Source organism: Methanospirillum stamsii, assembly GCF_003173335.1.
Taxonomy (GTDB): domain Archaea; phylum Halobacteriota; class Methanomicrobia; order Methanomicrobiales; family Methanospirillaceae; genus Methanospirillum; species Methanospirillum stamsii.
Window position 1 is genome coordinate 1 of record NZ_QGMZ01000054.1, and the last position, 3,716, is coordinate 3,716.

Consider the following 3,716-nt stretch of genomic DNA (forward strand, 5'->3'; position numbering starts at 1 on the left):
TTTGAATATTGAGAATCAAATTCTCGCTACTGATTTGAGTTATTCCGAAGATTTAGATGATAAGTTAGAACTCTTACTCAAAATGGGTAGATATAATGAAGCTTTAGATGTATCTGATCAGCAAATTGCGATGTTGGGGGGGGATGGTTTTTCTCGACCTTATACAATTTTTTTAAGGGGGAAAACCCTGTCCCTATTAGGGAGGTATAATGAAGCTTTGGGTTTTTTTGATTCATTAATCTCAGATGGTAGCCTGAAAGGGGAGTCATTAGAACAAAAAGCCTTAATCATGGAAAAATTAGGTCAGGATTATGAAGCTTTAGATTTTTTATATCAGGCAAACGAGAAATTCTCCTACAATCAGGAAATACAGCAAGAAATTAATGATTTAAGGAACAAACTTGGCCTTGCACCGATAAAATTCGAAGTTGACCCAACAATCCCGCTCAATGAACAAACTGATGGAAGATATGATAGCAACCAAATTCAGGTTTCAAACAATGATCCTGCCTCCGGTTCCAACTCAGGCATAACATGTGAGACTTGCTGTAAGTGGTTAGATTTGGGAACACGCGATGCAACATATGAGGATATGTGGAACGCCAATCAAGATTTTTGTATACATTGCGACAAGTGTGCTCAATATGGTATATATGATTGAGATTATGACATTGCCATACAGACTAATCTGGAATTTTCCTTTTTGTGTTTTTGTTACTTTTTATTGAAAAAATTTCTATCAGATTTTTTTGTCTCCTTTCTTCCGTAAAACCACTTTGAGTGATATATTGGGTTACGGTATAGATTCCAGGCTCTTCATAAATATGAGTAGGATCTTTCTCATTCGATTCTCTTCCATCTCCAAAATCCCATTGGTATCTTGCATCAGGATGAGTATATCTTGATGAAAACTTTACCTTTAATGGGGCATTTCCTGACTTGAGATCACAAGAAAAATCTGCATAAATTTGAGTGGGTTTGGCAATAATTAAAAATTTTTTTAGTGTTTTTGAATCATCAGTTCCACTAGAAACGATAAGAGAGACCGTGTATCTTCCGGGTTTATAATACGTATGAATAGGATCATAATCACCAGAGGTAGTGCCATCTCCAAAATCCCATAATGTTATAATTATATTTCCTTCTGATTCATTTGAGAATGAAACTGTCAGTGGTGCATATTCCGGTAAAATTGAACACCCTGTCCGTTTGATCCTAAGCAACCTTTCCGTTAATTTTGAACAGTGAGTCCGTTCAAATTGAACACTCTTTCCAGGATTATTGATGAGGTCAATCATCCTTATGAATCATTGGACCGATGAACCGAATCTCCGCGAAGGGGGGATACTTGCCTATCCCACCGAGCCTATCACTGTCAGGGGGTTGGGTCCAAGGGAGGGGGGCAAAGTCCCCCCACCCTTGATGTTTTTCTTCGGAGTCCTTTAAGAAACTCAAATGTAAGAAGTGTTCAATATCACCGGAAGGGGTGTTCAACTTGAGCGGAACCAGTGTTCAATTTGAACGGACTCACTGCTCAGATCAGGTCGGAATATACAGTGGGATTACTCATTCCGATATATCATGTGAAAAAAGTGCACGAAGAGGTTTTTTACTTGGCTTAACCTTTATCAAATTTTTTTCTACATGTTCTTCCGTAAAACCATCCTGTGTTATCCGGAGAGTAACAGAAAAGGTGCCTGATTTTTTATACTCATGGGAGGAGTTTTGTTCAAAAGATTCTTGTCCATCACCAAAAAGCCAATGATACTTTACACTGGAATTTGAATATTTTGGTTTAAATGATGCTTTCAATGGAGCACATCCTGATGAAAATAAACAGGTAAAATCAGTCCGAAAATCCGTAGATTTTACACGTACTTCGGATGTTGTAACGTTTTTAGAATGATCCAACCCATCGATGACGGTTAATGAGACACAATAATGTCCAGGTCTCAGATACATGTGAATCGGATTTTTTTCTGTGCTTGTAGAACCGTCCCCGAAATCCCAATCATAGGAATGAATAATACCCGTTGACTGATTATTGAATGTAATCTCTAATGGTGCGATTCCTTCATGAATATCGTGATGAAATGCTGCTTTACATGGAGCAAGAGTGGGAATAATCTCGCAAGTACTGATCTCCTGTTCACCGGTCTGTTCATCCGTCACGGTAAGAGTTACCAAATATTTTTCTACATATTCATGAAAAGGATTCTCTTCATCGGATTGGGTTCCATCACCGAAATCCCAATGATAACGGGTTATGTTCCCTTTTGACCTGTTTAGAAATTGGAGTTGCAGTTTTTTTCCTTGATCTGGTTGGGAAATGGAATAATCGGCATGGAGGCTTTCTGGAGTAACCAGAATCGGGTATGGAAGATCTATCTGAATTGTTGAATTTCCATCATTCAGGGTTAGATTAACATTGTAACTCCCTTCTTTCTCGTAAATATGGATAGGATTTGCTTCGTTTGAATAGATACCGTCCCCGAAATCCCATTTGAAAGATTGAACAATACCCTGAACTTTACTAAAAAACTGAATAGATAGGGGTATTTCACCCGTTTGAATCGAGTTTGAAATAACTCCATTCAGTTCCGGATATAATATTGTAACTGCATCACTCATTTTTTTTTCAGAAAAAAAAGATCCCCGATATGTCCGGAGAGTAACTGAATATGTACCTGGAATATTATATTGATAAACTGGATTTTTTTCATTTGATGTAATCCCATTACCAAAATCCCATTCATATCGTGAAATCTCACCTTTACTTTTATTGATGAATTGAACTAATAATGGAGCATCTCCTTTGGCGGGATTGATAGAAAAATCTGCAATGCATGTATGGACCAAATGGATCCCAAGTGCTTCTGCCCATGCCTCTATCGCCCATTTCGCTGCTTTTAAATCGGTTCCAAAATTTGTATGGAGAAAGGTAGTCATCTGTTTTAGGTGTATCTCAAAGGGGATCTGTTGTTCCTCTTTGATTAGCTTGAATACCAGTCCCTGTTCTAACAATAATTTAAGCAGATTTAATTCACGAAAATAATCTACCAGAAAATCCTGCATCAAACCCTTATATGTATTTAAATTAGACTCTGTTGGCAGTATCTCCGAATGAACGAGTAAGTCGAGAAAGTATAGGCTTAAAATATGTCTCATGAAGAGGTTTTGGTGTTTGATTACTATCGACAATTGTCTGATATTTGTCGACCTACACTCCCATGTATCTGTTCCATGAAAGTGGCTACCATTCCTATTTCATGGCTCGTGATATCGAGCATTTGCCAATTCATAGATTTCAAGTAGAAATTGTTTGAACGGAGCTTCCTCCTTATAAAGCGCAGTCCATAAAAGTTGCAAAACTTGTTCATATGCAAAAAAGAAGTATCGAATTTTCATATCTTTAGATTTTGATGAGATTCTCGCTTCATCTTGAACCCTAAATCCTGTTTCTATTCTCCATCGTCGTTTGTATGATGGAATAATCGTATCAAGGTTTATTTCCTCCTGATTGGTAGCAAATGCCCAATCAAAAGATTTTTGTGACTTTTTATCAAAAATTTGCTTTAAAAGGGCAAGGGTTGTCTCCCCCTTGATGACTGTCATATCTTTGTTTAATTTAAAGCAGTAGGTGATTTTCTTTCTTTCTGATTCTTTTAACGATTCAAGTTCTTTTTTGATTTTAGAGTCTTTCTTAACAAATATTA

General features: G+C 37.1%; 3 protein-coding genes and 1 pseudogene. 1 reads left to right on the plus strand and 3 read right to left on the minus strand.

Features of this window, described 5'->3' with window-relative positions; all coding sequences use genetic code 11:
• On the plus strand, window positions 1–661 hold a 661-nt coding region (locus DLD82_RS18755; RefSeq protein ID WP_369333098.1), incomplete at its 5' end, for a tetratricopeptide repeat protein.
• Window positions 662–683: 22 nt separating this feature from the next.
• Here DLD82_RS18755 and DLD82_RS16950 read toward each other — a convergent pair.
• The 3 genes and pseudogenes from DLD82_RS16950 to DLD82_RS18760 all read right to left on the minus strand — a co-directional run.
• A complete protein-coding gene (locus tag DLD82_RS16950) occupies window positions 684–1,298 on the minus strand; it encodes a PKD domain-containing protein (protein ID WP_109942319.1) in 615 nt (204 codons plus the stop codon).
• A gap of 268 nt (window positions 1,299–1,566) precedes the next feature.
• The gene (locus DLD82_RS19385; RefSeq protein WP_181391510.1) at window positions 1,567–3,075 is read right to left on the minus strand and encodes a PKD domain-containing protein; all 1,509 of its coding nucleotides are present in this window, start codon (window positions 3,073–3,075) and stop codon (window positions 1,567–1,569) included.
• A gap of 192 nt (window positions 3,076–3,267) precedes the next feature.
• Window positions 3,268–3,716 (minus strand): annotated as a pseudogene (locus DLD82_RS18760) (hypothetical protein); the annotation flags it as partial.

Excerpts from the sequence above, each read along its gene's own strand:
- DLD82_RS19385 (WP_181391510.1), bottom strand. The coding sequence starts at position 3,075 with ATGCAGGATTTTCTGGTAGATTATTTTCGTGAATTAAATCTGCTTAAA.
- DLD82_RS16950 (WP_109942319.1), bottom strand. The coding sequence starts at position 1,298 with ATGATTGACCTCATCAATAATCCTGGAAAGAGTGTTCAATTTGAACGG.